Source organism: Streptomyces sp. NBC_01298, from assembly GCF_035978755.1.
Lineage (GTDB): Bacteria > Actinomycetota > Actinomycetes > Streptomycetales > Streptomycetaceae > Streptomyces.
Window position 1 is genome coordinate 8,037,376 of record NZ_CP108414.1, and the last position, 24,227, is coordinate 8,061,602.

Consider the following 24,227-nt stretch of genomic DNA (forward strand, 5'->3'; position numbering starts at 1 on the left):
AGACATGGCGGAGTCCAGACTGATCCACGGCCGGTACCGGTCGCTCGATCTGATCGGCCGCGGCGGCATGGGCGAGGTGTGGCGGGCCCGCGACGAGTCGCTGGGCCGGCAGGTCGCCGTCAAATGCCTGAAGCCCCTCGGGCCCGAGCAGGACACCCACTTCACCCAGGTGCTGCGCGAGCGCTTCCGCCGCGAGGCCCGCGTCGCCGCCTCCCTCCAGCACCGCGGCGTCACCGTCGTCCACGACTTCGGCGACGACAGTGCGGCCGGCGGTCCCCTCTACCTCGTCATGGAGCTCCTCGAAGGCCGCAACCTCAGCCAGCTCCTGGAGGACAACGACGCGCGCCCGCTCCCCGTGGACGTCGTCGTCGACATCGCCGAGCAGATGGCGGCCGCCCTCGGCTACACCCATGACCAGGGAGTCGTCCACCGCGATCTGAAGCCCGCGAACATCATGCGGCTCACCGACGGCACGGTGAAGATCTGCGACTTCGGCATCGCCCGGCTGGCCGCCGACATCGGCTTCACCGCGAAGCTCACCGGCGGCGGCATGGCCATGGGCACCCCGCACTACATGTCGCCCGAGCAGATCGCCGGCGGCGAGGTGGACCACCGCAGCGACCTCTACTCCCTCGGCTGCGTCCTGTACGAGATCGCCACCGGAGCCCCGCCCTTCGACCTCGGCGACTCCTGGTCCGTGCTGGTGGGCCACCGCGACACCGCGCCCGTGCCGCCGCGCGAGCACCGGCCCGAGCTGCCGGCCTCCTTCGAGCGGCTGGTGCTCGACCTGCTCGCCAAATGCCCCGAGGACCGGCCGGGCGACGCCCGCCACCTGCACCGCCGGCTCGTCGAGGCCCGGCTCGGCCCCGGCCCGGCGGCCGGAGCGGTGACCGGCGCGCACCCGCCGCTGCCCGAGTGGGCCGACGGGATGACCGCCGGACGCAGGGCCGGTATCGAGGCCCGCCCCGCGAGCGGGGAGTGGGCCGTCCTCACCGGCTCCTGGACCGCCGCGCGATCGAGCGGGGAGCAGCGGACGGCGACCGGGGCGGCCACCGGCGCCGCCACCGTCCCCCCGGGCGTGCGGGCCGCCGCCACCGGGCCCGGGCCCGCGCCGACCGTCGTGCGCCCGCGCCCGGCCGAGGACCCCCGGCTCACCGCCGCCTACGGATCCCCGCACGGCCCCGGCCCGGCCCTCACGGGCCCGGCCGCGCTCGACGCCGGCCACACGCGGGCCTTCGCCCTCAGCCGGGCCGGCCGCACCGAGGAGGCCCTCGCCGGGTACGCGGCCGTCGCCGAAGGCCGCGCCCGGGTGCTCGGAGCCGACCATCCGGACACCCTCGCCGCACGGCAGGAGGCGGCGTACGAGACGGGGCTGCTCGGCCGCCACCGGGAGGCGTACGAGGGCTACCGCGCGGTGCTCGCCGCCCGGGAGCGGACCGTGGGCCGGATCCACCCCGACACCCTGCGCTGCCGGCACAACCTGGCCTGCGCGCTGGGCGCGCTCGGCCGTTTCTCCGAGGCCCACAACGCCGCCGCCGAGGTGGCCGCCGACCGGGCGGCCGTCCTGGGGGCGGAGCACGCGGACACGCTGCTGACCCGGTACGAGGTGGCGTACGCCCTGGGCCGCCTGGACCGCTGGGAGGAGGCCCTGGAGGGCTTCCGGCACATCGCGGCCGTACGGGAGCGGGTGCTCGGCCGGGACCACCCCGACACGCTGGCCGCGCGCTACGAGGCCGGGATCGCGCTGGGCCGGACCGGGCGCTCGGCCGAGGCCCTGGACCTGTTCCGGGACCTGGTCCGCGACCGCACCCGCGCCTACGGGGCCGCCGACCCGGAGACGCTGCGCGCCCGGCACGTCCTCGGGGTGAACCTCGGACGCATGGAGCGCTGGGAGGAAGCGGTGGCAGAAGCCCGCGAGGTGGGCGAGGCACGCGCCCGCACGCTCGGCGCCGAACACCCCGACACCCTGGTCAGCCGCCGCGAACTGGCCGTGGGGCTCGGCCGGCTGGGCCGCTGGGACCAGGCGCTGCCCGTCTACCGGGAACTCTCCGGCATCCGTGAACGCTCGCTCGGCGACGGCCACCCGGACACGGTCGCCGCCCACGCCGACGAGGCACACTGTCTGGAGCGGCTCGGTCAGGTGTGTTACCAAGAGCCATGACGACCTCGCGGGGCTTCGGGCACGACGTGTACGACACGGTGATCGTGGGCGGGGGCCACAACGGCCTCGTCGCCGCCGCCTACCTGGCCCGGGCCGGCCGCTCGGTCCTGGTCCTGGAGCGGCTCGGCCGCACCGGCGGGGCCGCCGTGTCCACCCGGCCGTTCCCGGGCGTCGACGCCCGCCTGTCCCGCTACTCCTACCTCGTCTCGCTGCTCCCGGCGAAGATCGTGCGCGAGCTGGGGCTGGACTTCGAAGTGCGCAGGCGCACCGTTTCCTCGTACACTCCGGTCGAGCGCGCCGGACGCCCCGGCGGACTGCTCGTCGGCGGCGGCGAGACACGCACCCGGGAGTCCTTCGCGCGGCTGACCGGCTCGGAGCGGGAGTACGAGAACTGGCGCGCCTTCTACGGGACCACCGGGCGGGCCGCCGAACGGCTCTTCCCGACCCTGACCGAGCCGCTCCCCACGCGTACGGAGCTGCGGGCGCGGCTCGACGACGAGGCGGCCTGGCGGATGCTGTTCGAGGAGCCGATCGGCCGGGCCGTCGAGCGGGAGTTCGCCGACGACCTGGTGCGCGGGGTGGTCCTCACCGACGCGCTGATCGGCACCTTCGCCGGCGCCCACGACCCCGGCCTGGCCCAGAACCGCTGCTTCCTCTACCACGTCATCGGCGGCGGCACCGGCGACTGGGACGTCCCGGTCGGCGGCATGGGCGCGCTCACGGACGCGCTGGCCGCGTCCGCGCTGGCGGCCGGGGCGGAGATCGCCACCGGGCACGAGGTGCTGCGCATCGACACGGACGGCACGACCGCCCCGGCCGAGGTGACCTTCCGTACGGCGACGGGCGAGGGACGGGTCGCCGGCCGGGTGGTGCTCGTCAACGCCTCGCCGCGGGCGCTCGCCGAACTCCTGGGCGAGGAACCGGCGCAGCCGGCCCCCGAGGGGGCCCAGCTCAAGGTCAACATGCTGCTGCGCCGCCTGCCCCGGCTGCGGGACACCTCCGTGGACCCGCGCGAGGCCTTCGGGGGCACCTTCCACATCGCGGAGGGGTACGAGCAGCTCGCCCGGGCCCACGCGGAGGCCGCCGCCGGCGAACTGCCCTCCGTACCGCCCTCGGAGATCTACTGCCACTCGCTGACGGATCCGACGATCCTGGGGCCCGAGCTGGCGGAGCAGGGCTACCAGACCCTGACCCTCTTCGGACTGCACACCCCGGCGCGGCTGTTCGAAAAGGACAACCAGGGGGCGCGCGAGGTGCTCCTCGCCGCCACCCTCGCCCAGCTCGACGCCCACCTGGCCGAACCGCTCACCGACTGCCTGGCCTTCGACGCCGACGGCCGCCCGTGCATCGAGGCCAAGACCCCGCTCGACCTGGAGCGCGAACTGCGGCTGCCCGGCGGGCACATCTTCCACCGGGACCTGTCCTGGCCGTACTCCGACCCCGACTCCGTTGAGGGCGGCGGCCGTTGGGGCGTGGAGACCGCCCACCGCAACGTGCTGCTGTGCGGGGCGGGGGCGGTCCGCGGCGGCGGCGTCAGCGGGGTCCCCGGCCACAACGCGGCGATGGCGGTCCTAGGTCACTGACGCACCCCGGACGCCTTGTCAGCCGACGGGGTCGATCACGACGATCGGGATCTCCCGGCTGGTCTTGGTCTGGTACTCGTCGTACGAGGGCCAGTGCTTCACCATCAGCGGCCAGAACGCGGCACGCTCCTCGGAGGTCGCGGTCCGCGCGATGCCCTGCGTCACCTTGGGGCCGACCTGCACCCGGACCTCGGGGTGCTCGGAGAGGTTCCGGTACCAGAGCGGGTCCGCCGGGTCGCCGCCCTTGGAGGCGACGATGAGGTAGCGCCCGTCGTCCTCGCCGTAGATGAGCGGGGTCCGCACCGGCTTCCCGGACTTGCGGCCGATCGTGGTGAGCAGCAGGGTCTGCGTGTTGTTCCAGTACTGCCCCTCGGTCCCGCCCGAACCGACGTACAGCTTGACGTGATCAAGGGTCCAGCCCGGCTTGGGGTCGATCGGGTCATCCCAGTCGATGTCGGTCATATGGACTCGCCTGCCTTCGTGTTGAACGGTCAACGAACCACAACAACGAGCGTGGGTGCTCCGGGGCACGGCCCCTTCCGCCCTAGGTCGTCTGCCCGAATCCGTCGAAGGCGAACAGGTCGTCCAGGGCGCGCCGCGCGGCGCGGGCCGGGGTGGCGCGGACGGCGAGGTCGCGGGCGGCCGCCGCGAGGGGGTGCCGGAGGCCGGCCACCCGGCCCGCGCGGCGGGAGCGGATGCGCAGCGCGTCGGTGCGGGCGCAGCGGGCCGCGCTGTAGGCGGCCAGGGCGGCCCGTACGTCGGCCCCCTCCAGCAGGTGCGCGAGGGTGGCGGCGTCTTCGACGGCCTGGCACCCGCCCTGGCCGAGGTTGGGGGTCATGGCGTGCGCCGCGTCGCCGAGCCATGCGAGGCGCCCCTGATGGAACCGGGGGAGCGGGGCGGCGAGGTCGTACAGGTCGTGCTGGAGGACGGCCGCCGGGTCGATCCGTGCCAGCAGGGCGGGGAGCGGGTCGTGCCAGCCGCCGTAGCGGCGCAGGAGTTCGGCGCGCACGTCGGCGGGCCGGTACCCCTCGGGGACGACGGCGGTGGCGTAGAGGTACACGCGGCCGTCGGCGAGCGGGGCGACGCCGAAGCGCTCCCCGCGGCCCCAGGTCTCCGTGGCGGCGCGCACGGGCGGGCCGCCGGCCGCGAGGACGGTCCGCCAGGCGGTCTCCCCGCTGTAGTGCAGGCCGGGATGGGCCGGGAAGTACTGGCGGCGGATCGGGCTGTGGATGCCGTCGGCGGCGATGACGAGGTCGGCGGCGAGGGGGCCGGCCGGGGTGTGGACCACCGGGTCGCCGTCCGCGTGGTCGACGGAGGTCACCGCCGTGCCGTACCGGACGGCTCCCTCGGGGAGCTCGGCGGTCAGGGCGGCGGCGAGGGCCGGGCGGTACACGGCGAGCGGGGGCCGGCCGTACCGGGCGGTCAGCGCGGCGGTGTCGGCGCGGCTCAGCAGGCGGCCGCCGGGGCGGCGCAGGTCCATCGCGGCCGGGGCGGCGTCCCCCGTCGCGCGGGCGGCGTCGAAGCCGATCGAGGCGTAGGCGCGCAGGGCGTTGGGGGCGAGGACGATCCCCGCGCCGACGGCGGACGGCTCCGCCGCGCGTTCGCAGACGGTGACCTCCCAACCGCGGCGGTGCAGGGCCACCGCCGCCGAGAGTCCGCCGATCCCCGCACCCGCGACCACCACATGACGTCGGGTCATGACAGGTCCTCCCTTGCTCCGCACGGCCTCTACGGGTGTAGAGGATTCTTGATCGCACTCTACACTTGTAGAGTGGCGGCATGAGTTCCCCCGAGCGCGGAAGCGACCGCAGAACCCTGATCGCGGACAGCGCGATCGACCTCGTGGCCTCCGCCGGGCTGAGGGGCCTGACCCACCGGGCGGTCGACGGTGCGGCCGGGCTTCCGGCGGGCAGCACCTCGTACTACTTCCGTACGAGGACGGCCCTGATCGGCGCCTGTTACGCGCGGCTGGCCGAGCTGGACCTCGGAGACTTCGACGGGGGCGCCGCGGCTCCACCGCCACCCGCGCCCCCCTCGACGGCTCGGCCGGCGCCGGCGGACCGGGACGCCGTCGCCGCGGCGCTCGCCGCGCTGCTGTACCAATGGCTGACCACGGGGCGCTCACGCCAACTGGCGCGCTTCGAGCTGAGCCTGGAGGCCGCACGGAACCCGGAGCTGGCCACGGAACTCCACCGGGCCGGCCAGGGCTCGCGGGCCCGGGCGGCCGGGATCCTCGCGGCACTCGGCGCCGCCCGACCGACCGAATCCGCCGAACTCCTGGTCGCCTGGGCCGACGGACTCCTCTACGACCGCCTCGCGGGCGCGCTCGCCCGCTCCCGACCGGCCCCCGACCCGGCCGAACTCGCCTCCGTGGCGCGCAGGATGCTCGACGCGGCCCTCGACTAGGACCGGTCCGGCCCTCGATCGGGACCTGTCCGGCCGGCGCCGGCCGACCGGACGTCAGGCGCGGGCTCGGGCCGGTACCTCGCGGACGAGGAGGAGCGCCACGGCGCCCAGGAGGGTGCCGGTGACGCGGCGTTGCACGGTGGCCCAGCTCGGGCGCTGCCCCAGGAAGGCGGCGATGGCGCCGGCGGCCATGACGATGAGGGCGTTGACGGTCAGGCTCACCACGATCTGGACCGAACCGAGGGTCAGGCCCTGCGCGGTCGGATGCCCGCGATGGGGGTCGATGAACTGCGGGATCAAGGTCAGGTACATGATCGCGGCCTTGGGGTTGAGCAGGTTCGTCACCAGCCCCATGCGGAAGAGCCGGGCCGGACTGTCACGGGAAACGTCACGGACCTCGAACACGCCTCGCCCTCCGGGGCGCAGGGCCTGCCAGGCGAGGTGGGCGAGGTAGAGGACGCCGGCGGCCTTGAAGCCGATGAACAACCAGGGCACCGCGACGAACACGACCGCGAGCCCGAGGTTGCCCATCAGCATGTAGACGACGAAGCCGACGCCGGTGCCGGCCAGGGAGACGAGCCCCGCGGCACGTCCCTGGCTGATGCTGCGCGAAACGAGGTAGATCATGTTGGGCCCGGGGGTCAGCACCATGACCAGCGCGGTGAGGGTCATCCCGAGGACGGACGCACCGGATACGGGTGCGGAAAGCGAGGTGAGGGGCATGCCTCCACCCTGATGTAATGTCCTTGTGCATCTCAACCCTTACGGCGAGTACGCCGTGCTCCTCGCCCGTTCCCTGGCCGACGACTGGCCCGACACCCGCGCCGGGATCGTCGAGCGGACCCGCGAGTTCGGCATGACGATGTCCTTCCCCGAGCGGCCCGACGACCACGCCCGCTGCCGGGCGGTGCTCGATGACTGGATCCGGGTCGTCGACGCCCGCGACCCGAACGAGCGGGCGGAGATCCTCAACGGGCAGATGGCCTCCGCGACCGCCTATCCACGCCTGACCGACCACAACGGCGAGGGCTGGCACCTGCACTACCGGGATGTCGACGACGACCTGGCACGCGTCCTGCACGCCGTGTTCAGCGTCGGCACCGCACTGCACCTGACGACTCGCGGCATGGGCCGTCTCGGCCGGTGCGCGGCCCGGCCCTGCGCGAACGTCGTCGTCGACACCTCGCGGAACGGCACCCAGCGGTACTGCTCACCACGCTGCGGCAGCCGGGACGCCGTCCGCCGGCACCGCGCCCGTCAACGCGAGCGGTGACGGCCCGCGCCGCGACCGGTCGCGGCGCGGCCTTCAGTCCGCCGAGCGGGACCACCCCGTGGCCTCGATGCGGGAGGCGTCCGCGGGGCGGTCCTCGGCGAAGAGCAGGTGGGAGGGTTCCGAGACGCGCAGGACGTCCACGTAGGAGCCGCGGCCCACGTAGCGCCCCTGGGCCGCGTGGCGGAAGCGCAGGTGGACCTCGCGGCCGGCCCATGCGGTGAGCGGGGCTTCGAGGCGGTGCCAGATGCGGCCCGACCAGCCGGAGACGGAGCCCCGGGGCCACTGTTCGGCGGCCCCGCCGGTGGTGCGGACGGTGGTGAAGGGGAGCGGCTCCCAGGTCTGCCCGTCGGCGGAGGCCTCCAGGTGCAGCGCTCCCTCACCGGGGACGGTGTCCCACCACAACGCGCAGCGCAGCCGGGCCCGGTCGGTGGTGGGGGTGAGGGGCGGGAGGGTCAGGGTGCCCGAGCCGCCGGTCTCCATGCCGGAGTACCAGGCCGGGCCGCCGTGCTTCGTACGCACGGGGACGGCGCGCGCGAAGCGGTTGCCGGCGGCGACGCGGGGGGCGCTGCCGGCGCGCCAGGTGCGCACGGGGTGGACGGAGTTGCCCAGGAGGATCAGGAAGGAGTCCGTGGAGGGGTCCAGGACCAGGGAGGTGCCGGTGAAACCGGTGTGGCCGGCGGAGTGCGGGGTGGCCATGGCTCCCATGTACCAGTGCTGGTAGAGCTCGAAGCCCAGGCCGTGGTCGTCGCCGGGGAAGGCGGTGTTGTAGTCGGTGAAGAGGAGCTCGACGGAGGCGGGGCGCAGGATGCGCTTGCCGGCGTAGACCCCGCCGTCGAGGAGGGTGCGGGCGAGGATCGCCAGGTCCCAGGCGGTGCCGAAGACCCCGGCGTGACCGGCGACGCCGCCCAGCGCGTACGCGTTCTCGTCGTGGACCTCGCCCCAGACGAGCCCGCGGTCCAGCCCGGACCAGGGCGGGCGCTGCACCTCGGTGGCGGCCGTGACCCGGCGCCAGGAGAGCGGTGGGTTGTACCGAGTGCGGTGCATCCCGAGCGGAGCGGTGATCTCGTCCTGGAGCAGGAGATCCAGTGTGTGACCGGTGATCCGTTCCAGGAGCAACTGGAGGGCGATGAGGTTGAGGTCGGAGTAGCGGTAGACCGTACCCGGGGTCTCCTGGGGCCGCACCGACCACAGCAGCCTCAACTGCGCCGCCTTGGTGGGCTGCTGGTAGAAGGGGGCCCAGGAGCGGAGCCCGGAGGTGTGCGTGAGGAGCTGGCGCACGGTGACCGACTCCTTGCCCCCGCCCGTGAACTCGGGCAGGTACCGGCTCACCGGCGCCTCCAGCTCCAAGTGCCCGCGCTCCATCTGCTGCACGGCCAGCAGGGAGGTGAACAGCTTGGAGAGGGAGGCCAGGTCGAAGACCGTGTCCTCGGCCATCGCGATCCGCTGGGCGGCCGGGAACTCCCGGACCCGGTCGGTGCGGCCGTCGTAGTCGGCGTACCGTACGGCGTCGCCCATCGCCCGGTGCAGCGCCACGGTGCGGCCCCGGCCGGCGAGGACCACGGCCCCGGCGTAGTAAGGGTGTTCGGGGGAGGGGCCGAGGAACCGCCGCGCCTCGTCCGCCAACCCTTCGAGGTGCTTCTCCAGCAACCCGGCCTGGCGGGCGGACCCGTACCGCAGCCGCAGTCCCTGGAGCGCGCGCCGCTCGGCCGGCCCCCCGGAGGCCCCCGCGGACCCGGGCAGCGCGGCCTGGAGCACGAGCACACCGCCCAGCGCGAGCAGCCGCGCCCCGAGCCGCCGCCGGGACAGGCCGCGCCCGGGGCCGTGGCCGGATCTGGTGCCGTTGCTGATGCCGTTGCTGTTGCCGGAGGGTTCCGAACCGGTCGTGCCGGAGTGTTGCGCGCCGGTCGTGCCGGGGTCCTTCGTGTCACCGTCCGCGCCACCGTCGTTCCCGGCTGCCCGTCGTGTCTTCATGACCGGTCCTCCCGTCCACCGTCGTGCCCTCCCGAGTATCTGCCCGCTCAGGACGCGGGCCCCGCGGCGACCGGCCGCCAAAGAATCTGACGCTGCATCAGAAAACCTCTTCCCTCGGCGGCCGGGCTGCGGCATCCTGCCGCCCATGGAGACGGAGCTGAGCAGAAAACTGGGAATCGAGCACGCCATCTTCGGCTTCACGCCCTTCCCGGCCGTGGCCGCTGCCATCACCCGCGCGGGCGGGTTCGGGGTGCTCGGGGCGGTCCGCTACACCGCCCCCGACGACCTCAAGCGCGACCTCGACTGGATGCAGGAGCACACCGACGGCAAGCCCTACGGGCTCGACGTGGTCATGCCCGCGAAGAAGGCCGTCGACGGCGTGAGCGAGGCCGACATCGAGGCGATGATCCCGGCCGCGCACCGGGAGTACGTCCGCGACACCCTCGCCAAACACCACGTACCCGAACTCCCGGAGGGCGAGGCCTCCGGCTGGCGCATCACCGGCTGGATGGAGCAGGTCGCCCGCAACCAGCTGGACGTCGCCTTCGACTACCCCATCAAACTCCTGGCGAACGCGCTGGGTTCCCCGCCCGCCGACGTCATCGCGCGCGCCCACGACCACGGCGTCCTCGTCGCCGCCCTCGCCGGCAGCGCCAAGCACGCCCGCCGGCACGCCGAGGCCGGCATCGACATCGTCGTCGCCCAGGGCTACGAGGCCGGCGGACACACCGGCGACATCGCCACCATGGTCCTGGTACCCGAAGTGGTGGAGGCCGTCGCCCCGATCCCGGTGCTCGCCGCCGGCGGCATCGGCAGCGGCGAGCAGATCGCCGCCGGACTGGCCCTCGGCGCCCAGGGCGCCTGGCTCGGCTCCCTCTGGCTGACCACCACCGAAGCGGACATGCACTCCCGCGCCCTCACCGAGAAGCTGCTCGCGGCCGGCTCCGGCGACACCGTCCGCTCCCGCGCGCTGACCGGCAAGCCCGCCCGGCAGCTGCGCACCGAGTGGACCGACGCGTGGGACGACCCGGAGGGTCCCGGCGCCCTGCCGATGCCCCTGCAGGGACTCCTCGTCGCGGAGGCGGTGTCCCGCATCCAGAAGTACGAGATCCAGCCGCTGCTCGGCACGCCCGTCGGGCAGATCGTCGGCCGGATGAACAGCGAGCGCAGCGTCCAGGCCGTCTTCGACGACCTCACCAGCGGCTTCGAGCGCGCCATCGACCGCATCACCCGCATCGCCGGCCGGGCCTGAGGCTCCGAGGAGTGGACACGATGACCGACACACCCCCCAACGGCTTCTGGGCCCAGGCGACCGCCGACCCCGAGCGCACCGTCCTGGTCACCCCCGAGGGCGAGGACTGGTCCGCCGCCCGGCTGCACGCCGACGTCAACCGCCTCGTGCACGGCCTGCGCGCCGCCGGTCTGGAGCGGGGGGACGTCTTCGCCGTCGTCCTCCCCAACGGCGTCGAGTTCCTCACGGCCTACCTGGCCGCCTCCCAGGCCGGGTTCTACCTCGTCCCGGTCAACCACCACCTCGTCGGCCCCGAGATCGCCTGGATCGTCTCCGACTCCGGGGCCAAGGTCCTGATCGCCCACGAACGCTTCGCCGACGCCGCCACCGCCGCGGCCGACGAGGCGGGCCTGCCCGCGAGCCACCGCTACGCGGTCGGAGCGGTCGCGGGCTTCCGCTCGTACGGCGAACTGCTCGACGGGCAGCCGGACACCGCCCCCGTCGACCGCACGCTCGGCTGGGTCATGAACTACACCTCCGGCACCACCGGCCGGCCGCGCGGCATCCGCCGTCCGCTGCCCGGCAAGCTCCCGGAGGAGACGTACCTCGGCGGATTCCTCGGCATCTTCGGCATCCGCGCCTTCGACGACAACGTCCACCTCGTCTGCTCGCCGCTCTACCACACGGCCGTCCTGCAATTCGCGGCCGCGGCCCTGCACATCGGGCACCCGCTCGTCCTGATGGACAAGTGGACCCCCGAGGAGATGCTCCGCCTGATCGACGGCCACGCCTGCACGCACACCCACATGGTCCCGACGCAGTTCCACCGGCTCCTCGCGCTCCCGCAGGAGACGAAGGACGCGTACGACGTCTCCTCCATGCGGCACGCCATCCACGGTGCCGCGCCCTGCCCCGACCACGTCAAGCGGGCGATGATCGACTGGTGGGGCGGGTGCGTGGAGGAGTACTACGCGGCGAGCGAGGGCGGCGGCGCCTTCGCGACGGCCGAGGACTGGCTGAAGAAGCCGGGAACCGTCGGCAAGGCCTGGCCGATCAGCGAACTCGCCATCTTCGACGACGACGGCGAGCGGCTGCCCGCCGGCGAACTCGGCACCGTCTACATCAAGATGAACACCGGCGGCTTCAGCTACCACAAGGACGAGGGCAAGACGAGGAAGAACCGCATCGGCGACTTCTTCACCGTCGGGGACCTCGGCCTGATGGACGAGGAGGGCTACCTCTTCCTCCGCGACCGGAAGATCGACATGATCATCTCGGGCGGTGTGAACATCTACCCGGCCGAGATCGAATCGGCGCTGCTCACCCATCCGGCGGTCGCGGACGCCGCCGCCTTCGGCATCCCGCACCCCTCCTGGGGCGAGGAGGTCAAGGCGGTCATCGAACCGGCCGAGGGCTTCGAGGCGGGCGACGCGCTGGCCGCGGAGATCCTGAACCACTGCGAGCGCCAACTGGCCGGTTACAAGCGGCCCAAGACCGTGGACTTCATCGAGACGATGCCGCGCGACCCCAACGGCAAGCTGTACAAGCGCCGGCTGCGCGAGCCGTACTGGGAGGGCCACGAGCGCGCGATGTGACCTGACGTACGGAGGCCTCCCATGCCATGGCCGGGGAGGCCCCGGAGTTTCAGCTGCCCGGCCTTGCGCGCCGTGCGATGTCCGGCGTGATGCGGGGACATGGGACAGCGGGCGCCGGACGGTGCGGGCGGATCGGGCAGGACGGGCGGGGGCCGCGCGGCCCGGCACGGGACCGTGCGGGGCCGCTGCCCGGCGCACTGGCCCGGGCGGCCACCCGCCGGCTGACGGGCTTCGGGCCGCTGGACGAGCTGACGGCGGAGTTCTTCCGCCACCGGCCGCGTCCCGGGGCGGCCTGGCTCGTGCTCGTCGACGGTCTCGACGAGATTCCCGACGCGGACGCGCGCGGCGCCGCCCCGCGGATGGTGGCCGGTGCCGCGGCGGATGAGCCGAAGCTGTACCGGTCCCTGCCCGCCGGCCGGACCGGCGTCTACCGGGCTTTCGCCGAACTGCTCTACGAGCAGAACGCCCACCAGCACGTCGCGGACACCCACGCCGCCGCGATCCACCGTCTGAAGGACCGCCACCAGGTCCCGAAGGACCGCGGAACCACCGAGGCGGCCGCGCGGCGCGTGGCCGACCACCTGCCACAGTTGATCGACCAGCCGGCCCACGAAAGGATCAACGGGAACACCGCGCCCGCCGTGGTGGTGCCGGCCTCACGCCCGTGGGCGGGGTGCCCCCCCCGAAAGTGGCGGCGGAACGGCCGGCTGGCCGGGGTGGAGGGGGGCCGGGCCACCGCGCTCGGTCTGCTCACGCGTTTCGCCGAGGAGTTCCAGGGCATCGCCCAGTGGGACGCGGTCGACGCCCTGGACGAGATCCGCGGCGACACCCCGGGAGCGGGGGACGGATACGGCACCTGAGGGATCCTCGGGGAGTCCGCCACGCCCGGGGGGCGTGAGGAGCGCCACGCCAGGGCCCCGGAAGCGCACCTTCCGCCGCATCCAGGGATCACTTCTGGCAAGTTGGCTGATATGAGTACGGCAACGCACAGATCCCCCCTGACCGACTGGACCGTCGTGGTCCCCGTGGTGGCGCTCGTCGCGCTCGTCTTCAGCTGGGGGCGCGACCTGCCCTCGCTCGCCGTGGCCCTGGTGGCCCTCTGCCTGGCCGGCGCCGTGCTGGCGGCGGTCCACCACGCCGAGGTCGTCGCGCACCGGGTGGGCGAACCCTTCGGCTCGCTGGTCCTCGCCGTCGCGGTCACCGTCATCGAAGTGGCCCTCATCGTCACCCTGCTGGCCGACGGCGGCAGCAAGACCTCCTCCCTCGCCCGTGACACCGTCTTCGCCGCCGTCATGATCACGTGCAACGGCATCGTCGGCCTGTCCCTGCTCGTCGGGGCCCTGCGCAACCGCGTCGCCGTCTTCAACGCCGAGGGCTCGGGTGCGGCCCTGGCCACCGTCGCCACGCTCGCCGTACTCAGCCTCGTCCTGCCGACGTTCACCACCACCAAGCCCGGCCCCGAGTTCTCCACGGCCCAGCTCGCCTTCGCCGCGACCGCCTCGCTCGCCCTCTACGGGCTGTTCGTCGCCGTCCAGACGGTCCGCCACCGTGACTACTTCCTGCCCGTCGACACCAAGCGGATCCGCAAGGAGGCCGCGCGGGCGGCCGCCGCCGCGGCCGCGGGCGAGGACGACGAGCACGCCGAACCGCCCACCGCCCGCGCCGCCCTGATCAGCCTCGGGCTGCTGCTCGTCGCGCTCGTCGCGGTCGTCGGAAACGCCAAGGCGGTCTCCCCGACCATCGAACGCGGCGTCGCGGACCTCGGCCTGCCCTACGCCGTGGTCGGTGTGATCATCGCCCTGCTCGTCCTGGCGCCCGAGACCCTGGCCGCCGTCCGCGCGGCCCGCCGCGACCGGGTGCAGACCAGCCTCAACCTCGCCTACGGCTCCGCCATCGCGAGCATCGGGCTGACCATCCCGGCCATCGCCCTCGCCACCATCTGGCTCTCCGGGCCGCTGGTGCTCGGGCTCGAACCCGTCCACATGGTGCTGCTCGCGCTGACCGTCGTCGTCAGCGCCCTCACCATCGTCCCGGGCCGCGCCACGCTGCTCCAGGGCGGCGTGCACCTCGTACTGCTGGCCGCCTATCTCTTCCTCGCCGTCAGCCCCTGAGCACACCGCGACCCCGTACGTCGGGCCCCGGAGGCTCGTCGTGCGGGGTCGCGCGTCGTTCGGGTCAGTGCCGCTCGCGCGGCCAGACCACCTTCAGCCGTGGCGAGGTGAGGATGTCCCGCTCGCAGAACCGTGCCTTCACCCAGCGTTCCTGGGAGAAGAGCCGGGTCTGGTCGGCCGCGTACGGGGAATCCGGGTTCGAGGACTGGCTGTACGTCAGCAGCGTGCGCGCCACCGGACAGCGGCCGCCGTCCCAGCCGACCGCCTGGATGTGGCTGGAGCCGTGCAGGACCTCCGGGTAGCCCCCGGCCGCCGCGTTCCACGGAGCCTCGATCTTGTTCCAGACGCCCAGGGCCTCCGTACCGCCGCCCACCGGCAGCTTCTGCCCGCCGCGCACCACGAACTGGTGCTCCCCGAGCGGGGCGTCCGCGGCGATGCCCGCCGCCCTCAGCTCCGTCACCGTGTCTGCCAGGGCCCTCCCGATGCCGGGCGCCGCCCGGTTGAGCGTACGGGGCGTCCGTACCGGATCGGCCGCGTCGAAGGGCACCAGCCACAGGTCCCTGGCCGCCGTGTTCGCGGTCAGCTTCCGCCAGAACCGGTCGAAGAGCAGGGCTCCGCGGCTCGACGCGTCGGCCGTGCGGTCCCAGGCCGCCAGCACCCCGCAGGCCGCCGACACGTCCACGGCGGCGCCGTCGGAGCCCGTGGCGGTCCCGCCCGGCAGGGCCGCGCAGGCCTTCGCCGCGTCGGCCGCCGCCAGATCACCGGCCGGCACCCGGTTCGCGAACTGCTGCTCCTGCAGGTCCGCCACCGTCAGCCCGCCCCGGCCCGCCATCGCGGAGACGTCCTCCAGGGCGCCCCGCGTACGCAGCGAACGCGGGGTCCCGGCATTGCCCCAGATCCGCTCGTAGCCGGTGAGCGGCTGCTCCGCGTTGGCCAGCCAGGCGCTGTCGTTGGAGTTCTCGGCGTACGCGGCGTCCCGCAGCGTCGGCGCCCGGCCCGGCCCGAAGATCCCGGGCTGCACCGCGTCCGGATCCGAGCCGGGAGCACAGTCACCGCGCGAACCGTCCAGCACCGCCAGCCCCGAGGCCGGGTACGTGGCCCTGCCCAGCGGGGTCGAGCAGCGCGCCGCGAGCTCGTCCGTGATGCGGGGGAGCACCTGGGACTGGGTGAAGAGGGTGCCGCCCGCCGCATCGGCGGCCACCGTGTTGACCCAGGGCAGGCCCTGGGTGCGCCGCAGGGCGTCCTGGACGCCGGAGACCGAACGGGCCCGGCCCATGGCCAGTGCCGTGTCGGAGCCGCGCAGGTTCACGGCGTTGGGGTCGGCCAGCGCGTAGGCGGTCGTCGCGGTCCACGGCAGCGGGAGACCGGCGCCGAGCCCGGACAGGACCGGGCCGTACCGGGTCCACCACTGGGTCCGGGTGACCGGGGCGCCGCCCGCGACCTGGACGCTGACGGTGCGCCGGGTCATCTTCTCCGGCGTGCCGTCCACCAGATAGGCGGTGGGGTCGGATGGGTCCAGGACCAGCTGGTGCAGGTTGACGGGGGTGCCGGTGGCCACGGTGTGGCTCCAGGCGACCTTCTCGTTGAAGCCGATGTTCACCACCGCGGTGCCCAGCAGCGAGCCGCCCGAGACGTTGAGCTCGCCGGGGATGGTCTGCTGCGACTGCCAGAACCGGCGGCCGCCCTGCCACGGATAGTGCGGGTTGCCGAGGAGCAGGCCGGAGCCGTTGGCGGTGGTGGAGCCGGCGAAGGCCACCGCGTTGGAGCCCCGGTCGTAGCGGGTGGTGTCGAAGAACTCCCGGGCCGCCTCCGCGGCGGCCGCCGGATCGGGGCCGGCCGCCTCCGGCCCGGCCGGGGCCGCCGGGGCCGCCGTCGCGCCCGGGGGCCGCGCCGAGGTGATCCCGTCGACGGCGCGGCCCTGGCCGCCGAGCACCGAGACGGCGAAGCCGCGGGCCGCGACATCGGTGACGGTGACCGGGCGCACCCACCCGGCGCCCTTGCAGGCCGGGTCGGTGATCCGGTTCTGGGCCAGCCAGGCGTTGTAGCCGGCGGCCCAGCCCCGCATCAGGTCCTTGACCTCCTTGCCCGGCCCGGCCGGCGCGGGCGCGGCCAGCAGCTTCTCCACGGTGCCGGAGTCGCGCACGCCCTTGAAGAAGAGGTCGCTGGAGAGGTTTCCGGCGGCGGAGGAGAGCGAACCGTCGGGCACGGCGTCCGGGCCGAACCACCGCGACCGCTCCCCGGAAACGGTCAGGAACCCGTCGGCGAGCACGCACACCTGGTCGGCGGCCTGCGCCCAGCCGGTGCCGAACCCGAGGTGGGCGTAGTCCCGGGCCAGGATGTGCGGGATCCCGTTCTCGGTGTACCGGATGACGGCGGACAGGCCGCCGCCGGACGGGCCGGAGCCCTGGTCCAGGGCGGCGGCCTCGGGCACCGCCGAGGCGGCGGCCAGTAGTGCGGCGGCGGTGAGCGCGACGCGACGGAGGAGCGGGCGGGCGCGACGGCGTCCGTGGAGAAGGCGCAACGTACCTCCCAAGTAGCCTGCGGACGGGCGGAAATGCCCGTGCGGATGGGTGGTGCTGGTGTGCCCCCACACTCATGCAGGCCACCTGACGTCATGTCAACATGCCGTTTGGTATCCCCGGTCGTTCCGGCCGGGCATCCGCCCGGCCCGGGTCATTGACCCCGGCCGTCCGCGCAGACGAAGATCCCGCCATGACCCCGGTGCGGAAGAACACGGTCGACGGACTGCTCCACGACAGCGCGCGGCGCGTCCCGGGCCGGATCGCGGTCCGCTACCGCGAGCGGACCTGGACCTACGCGGAACTGGACGCGGCCGTCTCCACGGGCGCGGCCGTGCTGCGCGGGCGCTACGGGCTGGCCGAGGGGGAGCGGGTCGCGACCTTCGGGCACAACTCCGACGCCTACCTCCTGGCCTTCCTCGCCTGCGCCCGGGCCGGGCTCACGCACGTACCCGTCAACCAGAACCTCACCGGCGAGGACCTCGCGTACATCCTGGAGAACTCCGGGAGCGCGCTCGTCCTCGCGGACCCGGACCTTGCCGGACGGGTCCCCGGGGGCTTCGCGGTGCGCCCGCTGCGCGACGCGCCCGGCTCCTTCCTGACCGAACTGGCCGAACTGGCCGAGCCGGCGGAAGGGCCCGGCCCGGCGGAGCTCGCCGGGCCCGCGACCCCCGCCCGCTCCGGGGACCCGTCCCGGCTGGCGCAGCTCCTCTACACCTCCGGGACCACCGCCCTCCCCAAGGGGGCGATGATGACGCACGAGGCGCTCTGCCACGCGTACGAGAGCGCGATCGCCGCCCTGGACCTGGCGGAGGACGATCTGCCGGTGCACTCCCTGCCGCTGTACCACTCGGCGCAGATGCACGTGTTCCTGCTGCCGTACCTGGCGGTGGGCGCGCGGAACACGATCGTGGACGCGCCGGTGGCGGAGGAGATCTTCGACCTGGTGGAGGCGGGGGAGGCCGACAGCCTCTTCGCACCACCGACGGTGTGGATCGGGCTGGCCAACCACCCGGACTTCGCGGACTTCGCCGTCCGTGATCTGTCCGCCCTCCGCAAGGCGTACTACGGGGCCTCGATCATGCCGGTGCCGGTCCTGGAACGGCTGCGGGCGCGGCTGCCCGGACTCGGCTTCTACAACTGCTTCGGCCAGAGCGAGATCGGCCCGCTCGCCACGGTGCTGCGGCCGGAGGAGCACGAGGGGCGGATGGACTCGTGCGGGCGGCCCGTCCACCACGTGGAGGCGAGGGTCGTCGACGAGGACGGCTCCGCCGTGCCGGACGGCACGGCGGGCGAGGTGGTCTACCGCTCCCCGCAGCTCTGCCTGGGCTACTGGAACGACGCGGAGGCCACGAAGAAGGCCTTCAGGGACGGCTGGTTCCGCTCCGGCGACCTGGCGGTCCGGGACCCGGAGGGGTACTTCACGGTCGTGGACCGGGTGAAGGACGTCATCAACTCGGGCGGGGTCCTGGTCGCCTCGCGGCAGGTCGAGGACGTGCTGTACACCCACCCGGGCGTGGCCGAGGCGGCCGTGGTCGGCCTGCCGGACGAACGGTGGATCGAGGCCGTCACGGCGGTGGTGGTCCCACGCGACGGGGTGACGGAGGCCGAACTCCTGGCCTACGCCCGCGAGAAGCTGGCCCACTTCAAGGCCCCGAAGCGGATCCTCTTCGTGGACGCCCTCCCGCGCAACGCGAGCGGCAAGATCCTCAAGCGCACCCTCCGCGACCGCTTCTCGCCCCCGGCCTGACGGGCTCCACGCGCGGGTCTGGGAAGATCGTTACGCTGAACGAGTTTTCTCATAGGACGAGTTGACTCCCCCGGAGCGGGTGCTGTGGGACGCGTTTCCCGAGGGCCGCCCCGTGGACCTGCGCACAGGCGCGCCCGAGGACGACCGTGTGGCCGGGGGAGGGCGGTGGGGGCGCGGCCGGACGGTCCGGGCCGCGGTGATCGCGGTGCTGCTCTCGGGCGCGAACGCCGCTCAGCCGGGCGCCACTCCGGGTCTGAAGCTGGCCGGCGCCCGCATAAGCGGCTTCCTGGACCTCTCGGACCTGGAACTCGGTCAGGCCCTGCGGATCGAGGCGTGCTGGTTCGAGGAAGCGCCGAAGCTCGACGGGGCGTCGACCCGGACCATCCGCGTCACGGACAGCCGGCTGCCGGGCCTCCACGCCGCTCTGGTGCGTGTGGAGGGGCACCTCGATCTGTCGCGGTCGCGTGTGGAGGGCTGCCTGAATCTGCTCAGCGCCTCGGTGGCGGGAGGGCTGGTGCTGAACGGTACGCGGGTGTGCGTCTCCGAGGGCTGGGCGGTGATCGCGGACGGCCTGGTCACGGGAGGCGGCGTCTTCTGCATGCACGGGTTCACCGTCCGTGGCGGGATCCGCTTGCTGGGAGCCCAGCTGCCGGGGGGCTCACCCCCTCCGAGGGCTTCACCGCGGACGGGACGGTGCGGCTGCGCGGAGCCCGGGTCTCGGGCAGCCTGACGTTCGCGGGAGCCGTCCTGAACGCGGCGCCCGGCGGTGACGGCGCGGCCCTGGCCGGCCCCCGGATGCAGGTGGCCGACTTCGACCTCGCCTGCGCCCGACCGCCGTCCGGCACGGTGGATCTGCGGGGCGCGCAGGTGTCCCGGCTCCGCGACAACGAGCACAGCTGGCCGCGGGTGGTGGAACTGGACGGATTCGTATACGGCTCCATCGAAGCGGTCGAACGACGGGAAACGAGTGCCCGTCGCCAGTCCGCGGGATACCGCGTGGGCTGGATACGCCGCAGCACCGGATACAGCCCACAGCCGTACGAGCAATTGGCGCGGTGGTACCGCACGGCCGGCCGCGACGACGATGCCCGCCGCGTGCTCCTGGCCCAACAGCGGCACCGTCGTCGCACCCCGCATCCGGCCGCGCGGATGTGGGGGCGGCTGCTCGACCTGACCGTCGGCTACGGCTACCGCCCCTGGCAGGCCGGCATCTGGCTCCTCGCGCTGACCCTGCTGGGCAGCCTGGCCTTCCGTACCCGGCCGCCCACCCCGGTCAAGGCAGGCGAAGGAGCCCCGTTCCACCCCCTCGTCTACACGCTCGACCTCCTGATCCCCATCGGTGGTCTGGGGCAGCGCACGGCCTGGTACTGGTCGGACGGCACCCTCCAGGTGCTCGCCTACCTGCTGATCGCCTTCGGCTGGGTGCTGACGACCGCCGTCATCGCGGGTGTCACCCGCGCCCTGCAGAAGAACTAGCCGCTACGGTTCCCGGTCCTCGGGGTGGCCGTCGTCCTGGAGGCGGCGCAGGACGAGGTGTTCGTGGAAGAGCCGGCCGACGAGGGCGCCGCCGTAGACCACGAAGCCGACGCCGACCAGCCAGGACTGGACGACCAGGAGGGTGCCGAAGGGGCCGTAGGTCACGGCGTTGGAGGCGATCAGCGGGGAGAACACCAGCTGCGAGAAGATCCGCAGGCCGAGGAGGCCCAGGCTGGTGCACGCGGCCCCCGGGAGCAGGGCGCGCCAGCGGACCCGCCCGCCGAGGAGGATCCGCTGGGAGGTCCAGAAGAACAGGCAGGTGCCGATGAGGTCGCCCGAGGTGCCGAGGATCGTGCCGAGGGCGTCGTTGGAGGGGGCCGGAATGGCGACCAGCAGGGCGAGGTAGCAGACCAGCAGCGCGAGCCAGACGACGTGCCGCCACATGGTGTGCCAGCGGGCCGTCGGCAGGTCCCACACCTTCTCGTACCCCGTCTGCACGGCGGAGCCGAAGGTCAGGCCGAAGACCGCGAGGGCCGCGAGACCGAAGGCGGTGGTCCGCTCCAGCGCCAGGTCCGCGGCGCCGAACAGCATCTCCACCCGCTCCCGGGAGAACTCCGCCACCCCGAGGGCCTGACCGAGCCAGCGGCCGAAGCCCGAGCCGCTGCCCGGCGCGGCGGCCGCGACGACGACGAGCAGCGGCACCAGGGTGAGGAAGCCGAGCGCGGCGAAGCCCATGGCCCGGTGCATCAGCTCCATCTCCCGGCCACGGCTCCATGCCAGCCCGGCCGGTGAGGCCTGGAGCCGGTCGTGGATCCGCCGGTAGGTCGAGGTCACGCCTCTGTCCCTACCCGGACAGCCCCGCCCTGTCCCGGCCCGCCCCCGGAATTGGGCCCGAAGGGGTGGCCACTCGCGCTCGGCCCCGCCGACTGCTCGGCTTGCGCGTCCGGGAACCCGGCGCGACGCGTGGATGGTATGGGCCTTTCATCCTGGATTCCAGTGGTATGGCCATCGCATGATGGGCCGGTCCGGGCTCCTCCGGATCCACCCTTCACCGGAAGGCACCGTCTTGAGACGTACGCATCGTCGCGCCGGGGTCCTGCTCGCCGCGTTGCCGCTGTGCACCCTTCTGCTGGTCCATGCCGCCCCGCGTGCCGAGGCCGCGCGGCCTCCGCACTGTGCTGCCGGCGCCCTGCCCGTCCACCCCGCCCGGCCGGGTCAGGACGAGGCCGGCGTGCTCGTCGCGATCCAGCCGGACGCCGCACCCAGGAGCGGTGGCACCCAAGTGGTTCTGAACGGCAGCGGGCTGACCCCCTACACCCGGGTGCTCTTCGGCTCCCTGGCACCCGACGGCTGCTTCACAGGGCTGGAGGCCGAAGGTGTGACGGTCATCAGCGACAGCGCCCTGATCGCCACCGTCCCCCAGTGGCCCGTGGCGGGGACCGTCTCCGTAGTGGCGGCGACACCCTGCGGCCGGCTCACGAACCAGCTCCCCTTCACCTACGTGGACTAGGGCCTGTCGTCAAACTCCCGCCTGCCGCGCGACGCCCGGCACGCGCTCTCGCCGTACCGGGCGGAAGGCCGGGTACGTCCAGTACGCGGCTTTCCGCCCGGCACGCCGAGAGCACGCACCGGACGCCGCGCGGCCGCCCTTCGGGCGACGACGGGAGTTTGACGACAGGCCCTAGGCCGGCCCAGGCCCGGGACGTCAGGATTCTCGGAGGTCCACCATGCGCTTGATCTTGCCCACCGAGCGTTCGAGGGTCTCCGGGTCCACCACCTCCACCGCGACCGAGACTCCGACGCCCTCCTTCACGGCCCGTACCACCGAGGCGGCCGCGGCCTCCCGCTGACCGGCGTCGCTGCCGCGCCGGGCCTCGACCCGTACCGTCAGGGCGTCCAGCCGGCCCTGCCGGGTCAGCCGGAGCTGGAAGTGCGGAGCCAGGGCCGGGGTCCGCAGGAGCACCTCCTCGATCTGGGTCGGATAGACGTTCACCCCGCGCAGGATGATCATGTCGTCGCTGCGGCCGGTGATCTTCTCCATCCGGCGGAAGGCCGGCCGGACGGTGCCGGGCAGCAGCCGGGTCAGGTCCCGGGTGCGATAGCGGATGACGGGCATCGCCTCCTTGGTGAGCGAGGTGAAGACCAGCTCCCCGGGCTCGCCCTCGGGCAGTACGGCGCCCGTCAGCGGGTCGACCACCTCCGGGTAGAAGTGGTCCTCCCAGATATGGAGACCGTCCTTGGTCTCGGCGAACTCCTGTGCGACGCCCGGGCCCATGACCTCCGAGAGCCCGTATATGTCGACCGCGTCGATGTTCAGGCGTTCCTCGATCTCCCTGCGCATCTCCTCCGTCCACGGCTCGGCGCCGAAGATCCCCGTGCGGAGGGAAGTGGCGCGAGGGTCGATGCCCTGGCGCTCCATCTCGTCGAGCAGGGTCAGCATGTAGGAAGGGGTCACCATGATGACCTCCGGCTTGAAGTCCTGGATCAGCCGGACCTGGCGGTCCGTCATCCCGCCCGAGGCGGGGACGACCGTACAGCCCAGGCGCTCCGCGCCGTAGTGGGCGCCCAGGCCGCCGGTGAACAGGCCGTATCCGTAGGCGATGTGGACGATCTGGCCGGGCCTGCCGCCCGCCGCGCGGATCGAGCGGGCGACGACATCCGCCCAGGTGGACAGATCCGCGTCCGTGTACCCGACGACCGTCGGTCGGCCCGTGGTGCCGCTGGAGGCATGGATGCGGCGGACCTCGGAGCGTGGTACCGCGAACATCCCGAAGGGGTACTGGTCGCGTAGGTCGGACTTGGTGGTGAAGGGGAACAGGGCGAGATCGGAGAGGGTGCGGCAGTCGTCGGGATGCAGACCGGCCTTGTCGAACGCCTGCCGGTAGAAGGGCACCCGCTCGTACGCCCGCCGCAAGGTCTCCCGCAGCCGGGTCAACTGGAGCGCCGCCAGCTCGTCCCGGCCCATCCGCTCGCTCGCGTCCGCACCGTCGTCGTGGCCCTGTGTGTACGTACCCATGTCGCCCACCCCTTGTCCGGGTCAACCTGCCCGCGTCAACCGACCGATCATTCGGTAGATTGCCGGACGGCGGCGGCCAAATCAATTACTCGAACGGGTGATCGTCTGTTGAGATGGCGCCCATGGCGACCTCCGCACCCTCCACCTGCACCTTTACCTTCACCACTTACGACGGAACCGAACTCGCGTACCAGGTCCAAGGCGAAGGCGAGCCGCTCGTCTGCCTCCCCGGCGGCGCCATGCGGGCCTCCGCCTACCTGGGCGACCTCGGCGGACTGTCCGCCGGGCGCCGGCTGATCCTGCTCGACCTGCGCGGCACCGGGGACTCGGCGATCCCGGCCGACACCTCGACGTACCGGGTCGACCACCAGGTGGCCGACGTCGAGGCGCTGCGCCGCCACCTCGGCCTGGAGAGCGTCGACCTGCTCGCGCACTCGGCCTCCGGCAACCTGGCCCTGCTCTACACGGCGGCGCACCCGGGGCGGGTGCGCCGACTGGCCCTGATCACACCGACCTGCTGGGCCGTGGACCTCACGGAGTCCCCGGAAACCTGCCTCGCGGACGTCCGCCGGAGGGGCGGCGGCGAGCCCTACGACACGGCCATCGCGGCCTACGAGAGGGCGCTCGGGGTCTTCGCCGCCGGCGGGGTCCCCGACGAGGCCGACTGGGTGGCTTCGACGCCCCTCGCCTATGGGCGCTGGGACGAGGCGGCGCGCGCCCATGCGGCACTGAGCCCCGTCCAGAAGAACGCCGCGGCCTCCGCCGCCTTCGCCGGGGCGGGAGCCTTCGACCCGCCCGCCACCCGGGCCGCGCTGGGCCGGTTCGCCGGAGAGGCGCTGGTCCTGGCCGGGGAACTGGACCCCAACCCCTCCGCGGCCCTCGCCGCCCGGCTCGCGGAGCTCTTCGCGCACGGCGTCGTCGACGTACAGGGCGGCGGCGGACACTTCCCCTGGCTGGACGAGGCGCGGTGGTTCGCGGCCCGCGTAGAGCGGTTCCTGGCCACCGGAGCCTGAGCAGCGCCGCCGGAGCTTGAGCGGCGACCGCCGGAGCTTGAGCGGCGACCGCCGGAGCCTGAGCGGCGACGGCAGTCGTGCGGGAGCACGGGAACGCCCGCGGGCCGGGACCCAGATGGGTC

At 73.6% G+C, this 24,227-nt stretch carries 20 protein-coding genes; 13 read left to right on the top strand and 7 right to left on the bottom strand.

The features are described 5' to 3' along the window. Positions 1-4: 4 nt before the first annotated feature. Together OG730_RS36755 and OG730_RS36760 are read left to right on the top strand one after the other, a co-directional pair. Positions 5-2,161, top strand: a complete 2,157-nt coding sequence (locus tag OG730_RS36755; protein WP_327308313.1) for a serine/threonine-protein kinase — start codon at positions 5-7, stop codon at positions 2,159-2,161. Then, a complete protein-coding gene (locus OG730_RS36760; RefSeq protein WP_327308314.1) occupies positions 2,158-3,744 on the top strand; it encodes a phytoene desaturase family protein in 1,587 nt (528 codons plus the stop codon). Before OG730_RS36755 ends, OG730_RS36760 begins: the two co-directional genes overlap by 4 nt. Before the next feature lie 18 nt (positions 3,745-3,762). Here the strand turns inward: OG730_RS36760 and OG730_RS36765 are convergent, their stop codons facing one another. Next, positions 3,763-4,206: a nitroreductase family deazaflavin-dependent oxidoreductase gene (locus OG730_RS36765; protein ID WP_327308315.1), complete on the bottom strand. Its 444-nt coding sequence runs from the start codon at positions 4,204-4,206 to the stop codon at positions 3,763-3,765. Between the two features lie 82 nt (positions 4,207-4,288). Next, positions 4,289-5,443, bottom strand: coding sequence for an FAD-dependent monooxygenase (locus OG730_RS36770; protein WP_327308316.1), 1,155 nt, complete (start codon positions 5,441-5,443; stop codon positions 4,289-4,291). An 80-nt stretch (positions 5,444-5,523) separates the two neighbouring features. Here OG730_RS36770 and OG730_RS36775 point away from each other — a divergent pair, with 80 nt between their 5' ends. Further along, positions 5,524-6,150 (top strand): TetR/AcrR family transcriptional regulator, encoded by a 627-nt coding sequence (locus OG730_RS36775; protein ID WP_327308317.1) that lies wholly within the window; start codon positions 5,524-5,526, stop codon positions 6,148-6,150. 54 nt (positions 6,151-6,204) lie between these two features. On the opposite strand, the gene OG730_RS36780 is transcribed toward OG730_RS36775, so the two are convergent. Continuing rightward, a complete protein-coding gene (locus OG730_RS36780; RefSeq protein ID WP_327308318.1) occupies positions 6,205-6,873 on the bottom strand; it encodes a LysE family translocator in 669 nt (222 codons plus the stop codon). A gap of 25 nt (positions 6,874-6,898) precedes the next feature. Here OG730_RS36780 and OG730_RS36785 point away from each other — a divergent pair, with 25 nt between their 5' ends. Next, positions 6,899-7,423 carry a CGNR zinc finger domain-containing protein gene (locus OG730_RS36785; protein ID WP_327308319.1) on the top strand — a complete coding sequence of 175 codons (525 nt, stop codon included), beginning with the start codon at positions 6,899-6,901 and terminating at the stop codon, positions 7,421-7,423. Between the two features lie 33 nt (positions 7,424-7,456). Here OG730_RS36785 and OG730_RS36790 read toward each other — a convergent pair whose 3' ends face one another. Continuing rightward, positions 7,457-9,394: a serine hydrolase domain-containing protein gene (locus tag OG730_RS36790; RefSeq protein ID WP_327308320.1), complete on the bottom strand. Its 1,938-nt coding sequence runs from the start codon at positions 9,392-9,394 to the stop codon at positions 7,457-7,459. A 145-nt stretch (positions 9,395-9,539) separates the two neighbouring features. On the opposite strand from OG730_RS36790, the gene OG730_RS36795 reads away from it, so the two are divergent. The 4 genes from OG730_RS36795 (at position 9,540) to OG730_RS36810 (ending at position 14,331) form a co-directional block, all read left to right on the top strand. Continuing rightward, complete coding sequence (locus tag OG730_RS36795; protein WP_327308321.1) at positions 9,540-10,646, top strand: nitronate monooxygenase; 1,107 nt, start codon at positions 9,540-9,542, stop codon at positions 10,644-10,646. Between the two features lie 20 nt (positions 10,647-10,666). Further along, on the top strand, positions 10,667-12,220 hold the full coding sequence (locus tag OG730_RS36800; protein WP_327308322.1) for an acyl-CoA synthetase: 1,554 nt from the start codon (positions 10,667-10,669) through the stop codon (positions 12,218-12,220). An 86-nt stretch (positions 12,221-12,306) separates the two neighbouring features. Further along, positions 12,307-13,080 carry a hypothetical protein gene (locus tag OG730_RS36805; RefSeq protein WP_327308323.1) on the top strand — a complete coding sequence of 258 codons (774 nt, stop codon included), beginning with the start codon at positions 12,307-12,309 and terminating at the stop codon, positions 13,078-13,080. 111 nt (positions 13,081-13,191) lie between these two features. Continuing rightward, entirely contained in the window at positions 13,192-14,331 is a 1,140-nt protein-coding gene (locus tag OG730_RS36810) for a calcium:cation antiporter (RefSeq protein WP_327308324.1), read from the top strand. A 64-nt stretch (positions 14,332-14,395) separates the two neighbouring features. On the opposite strand, the gene OG730_RS36815 is transcribed toward OG730_RS36810, so the two are convergent. Further along, positions 14,396-16,852, bottom strand: coding sequence for a penicillin acylase family protein (locus OG730_RS36815; RefSeq protein WP_327308325.1), 2,457 nt, complete (start codon positions 16,850-16,852; stop codon positions 14,396-14,398). Between the two features lie 191 nt (positions 16,853-17,043). Between OG730_RS36815 and OG730_RS36820 the strand changes: the two genes are divergently transcribed. The 3 genes from OG730_RS36820 to OG730_RS36830 all read left to right on the top strand — a co-directional run bounded on the left by OG730_RS36820 (position 17,044) and on the right by OG730_RS36830 (position 20,076). Continuing rightward, positions 17,044-18,600, top strand: coding sequence for a fatty acyl-CoA synthetase (locus OG730_RS36820; RefSeq protein WP_327308326.1), 1,557 nt, complete (start codon positions 17,044-17,046; stop codon positions 18,598-18,600). 112 nt (positions 18,601-18,712) lie between these two features. Next, positions 18,713-19,330, top strand: coding sequence for a hypothetical protein (locus OG730_RS36825; RefSeq protein WP_327308327.1), 618 nt, complete (start codon positions 18,713-18,715; stop codon positions 19,328-19,330). Further along, positions 19,294-20,076, top strand: coding sequence for a hypothetical protein (locus OG730_RS36830; RefSeq protein ID WP_327308328.1), 783 nt, complete (start codon positions 19,294-19,296; stop codon positions 20,074-20,076). The genes OG730_RS36825 and OG730_RS36830 overlap by 37 nt, the downstream gene beginning before the upstream one ends. A gap of 3 nt (positions 20,077-20,079) precedes the next feature. Here the strand turns inward: OG730_RS36830 and OG730_RS36835 are convergent, their stop codons facing one another. Continuing rightward, on the bottom strand, positions 20,080-20,910 hold the full coding sequence (locus OG730_RS36835) for a YhjD/YihY/BrkB family envelope integrity protein (RefSeq protein ID WP_327308330.1): 831 nt from the start codon (positions 20,908-20,910) through the stop codon (positions 20,080-20,082). Positions 20,911-21,142: 232 nt separating this feature from the next. Here OG730_RS36835 and OG730_RS36840 point away from each other — a divergent pair, with 232 nt between their 5' ends. Continuing rightward, positions 21,143-21,586 carry an IPT/TIG domain-containing protein gene (locus tag OG730_RS36840; RefSeq protein WP_327308331.1) on the top strand — a complete coding sequence of 148 codons (444 nt, stop codon included), beginning with the start codon at positions 21,143-21,145 and terminating at the stop codon, positions 21,584-21,586. A gap of 195 nt (positions 21,587-21,781) precedes the next feature. Here the strand turns inward: OG730_RS36840 and paaK are convergent, their stop codons facing one another. Beyond that, positions 21,782-23,092, bottom strand: a complete 1,311-nt coding sequence (gene paaK, locus OG730_RS36845) for a phenylacetate--CoA ligase PaaK (protein ID WP_327308332.1) — start codon at positions 23,090-23,092, stop codon at positions 21,782-21,784. A 122-nt stretch (positions 23,093-23,214) separates the two neighbouring features. Here paaK and OG730_RS36850 point away from each other — a divergent pair, with 122 nt between their 5' ends. Continuing rightward, positions 23,215-24,105 carry an alpha/beta fold hydrolase gene (locus tag OG730_RS36850; RefSeq protein WP_327308333.1) on the top strand — a complete coding sequence of 297 codons (891 nt, stop codon included), beginning with the start codon at positions 23,215-23,217 and terminating at the stop codon, positions 24,103-24,105. Positions 24,106-24,227: the final 122 nt, after the last annotated feature.